The organism is Streptomyces oryzae (assembly GCF_017676365.1).
GTDB lineage: Bacteria > Actinomycetota > Actinomycetes > Streptomycetales > Streptomycetaceae > Streptomyces > Streptomyces oryzae.
The window spans coordinates 1-1,994 of the sequence record NZ_JADKMA010000384.1; the positions used below are offsets into that span (position 1 = coordinate 1).

General features: G+C 74.3%; 2 protein-coding genes. Both read left to right on the top strand.

The genetic code is table 11. From position 1 onward, the window contains the following. Positions 1-577, top strand: a 577-nt coding sequence (locus ITI46_RS34290; RefSeq protein WP_209243948.1) for a glycosyltransferase family 4 protein, incomplete at its 5' end; no start/stop codon positions are given. After that, the coding region (locus ITI46_RS34295) for a sensor histidine kinase (protein ID WP_307808434.1) at positions 571-1,994 on the top strand (1,424 nt) is incomplete at its 3' end. The genes ITI46_RS34290 and ITI46_RS34295, both read left to right, overlap by 7 nt.

The window sequence follows — 1,994 nt, forward strand, 5'->3', positions numbered from 1 at the left end:
GGGCCCGTTGGTGCTCAGCGTCTCGCGGCTCGTCCGCCGTAAGGGGCAGGACACGTTGCTGCGCGCCATGCCACTGGTGCGGGCCGCCGTGCCGGGGGCGGGGTTGCTGATCGTCGGCTCCGGTCCGTGCGAGGGGGCGCTGCGGCGGCTGGTGCGGCGGCTGCCGGGGCTGCCCGAAGGGGCGGTGGTCTTCGCGGGCTCCCAGGCGCACGGTGAGCTGCCGCCCTACTACGCGGCAGCGGATGTGTTCGCCATGCCCTGTCGTACCCGCCGTCTCGGGCTGGAGGCCGAGGGCCTGGGCATTGTGTATCTGGAGGCCGCAGCCGCCGGACTGCCCGTGCTCGTGGGCGAGTCGGGCGGGGCACCCGAGGCCGTCAGGGACGGGGAGACCGGCCATGTGGTCGACGGGAGTGACGTCCACGCGGTGGCCGACCGCCTCATCCGGCTGCTCGGCTCTCCGCGCACAGCCGCCGCGATGGGCGCCGAAGGCCGTGCCTGGGTGGAGGCCGAGTGGAGCTGGGACGCCACGGCTCGCCGGCTGCGCAGTCTGCTGTCCCATACGGTCGAGGCGTGGTGAGCAGCGAGATGAGGGCGGCGGGGGCTCCGGGCGAGGACGCCGGGGGTGTGTGGCAGGCGTTGGCGGGCGGGCCCTGGCGGTTCCTGGGGTCGGTGTGGCCGCTGCGCGCGTTGGGGTATCTGCTGGCCGGCGGGGTGCTGGGGCTCGGCTGGCTCTTTCTCGCCGTGGGCCTGGTGGTGCTGGGGGTCCTGCTGCTGCCCACCGGTATCGGAGTGGTCGCGCTGCTGTGCGTACCGGCGTCAGCGGCCGGGCTCGCCGGGCTGGAGCGGCGGCGGTTGCGCTGGCTCGACCCGCGGGACGCGCCGTCGCCGCACCGGGGCGAATCCGCTGCGCTGCCCGACGACTCGGGCGGGAGCGCGGCGCGGCGGGTGCTGCGCAGGCTGTGGCGCCGCACCAAGTCGTCGGCCACCTGGGTGGAGTTCGGCTTCGCGGTGCCCAACGCGCTGCTGTCGGTGCTGGATCTGCTGGTGGCGCTGCTGGGGCTCGGCCTGGTCGCCAGCCAGCCGTTCGCGCTGTTCACCGTGTTGGGCGGGGACCGGGTGATGTACGGCGAGGGCCTCGTGCTGACGGAGCCGCAGCAGGTGTTGCCGTGGCTGTTGCTGACGCCGGTCTTCGCCGCGCTCGCCTGTTATCTGTTCGCGGGGCTGGCCGGAATGCGGGCGGCGCTGGCCCGCGCCGTGCTGGTGGGGACGCGCCGGGAGAAGGAGCTGGACGCGCGGCTGACGGAGGTGACGGCGTCCCGCGCCAGGCTGGCCGACGCGTTCGAGGTGGAGCGCCGCCGTATCGAGCGCGATCTGCACGACGGTGCCCAACAGCGGCTCACCGGACTGATCATGACGCTGGGCCTCGCCAAGCTGGACGCCGACCCGGCGCTCGTTGCCAAGGCACAGGATGAGGCACGCGCCGTCCTCGCCGAACTGCGGGACCTGGTGCGCGGCATCCATCCATCGGTGCTCACCGACCGCGGCCTGGCAGCGGCGATCGAAGCGCTGGCCGAGCGTTCGCCGGTACCCGTTCGGGTGGAGTCGCGGCTCGGCACCCGGCGGCCTGCCGAGGCGCTGGAGGTCGCCGCGTACTTCGCCGTCACGGAGGCGTTGACCAATGTGGCCAAGCACAGCGGGGCTTCACACGCGACGGTGGCGATACGCGGCGGCCAGTCGCTGACGGTGGAGGTCCGCGACGACGGCAGGGGTGGCGCCGACCCGGACCGGGGTACAGGGCTGACGGGGCTCGCCGACCGGCTCGCGGTGCACGGCGGAAGACTGCGCCTCTCCAGCCCACCCGGCGGTCCCACGGTGGTACGGATGGAGCTGCCGTGGGGCGACGGGCCGGAGGTGCGGGGCGACGACAGGGGGACTGGTGGTACGGGGGATGGCGGTATGGGGATGAGGGGCGAGGGGCTGAAGGGCCAGGGGCC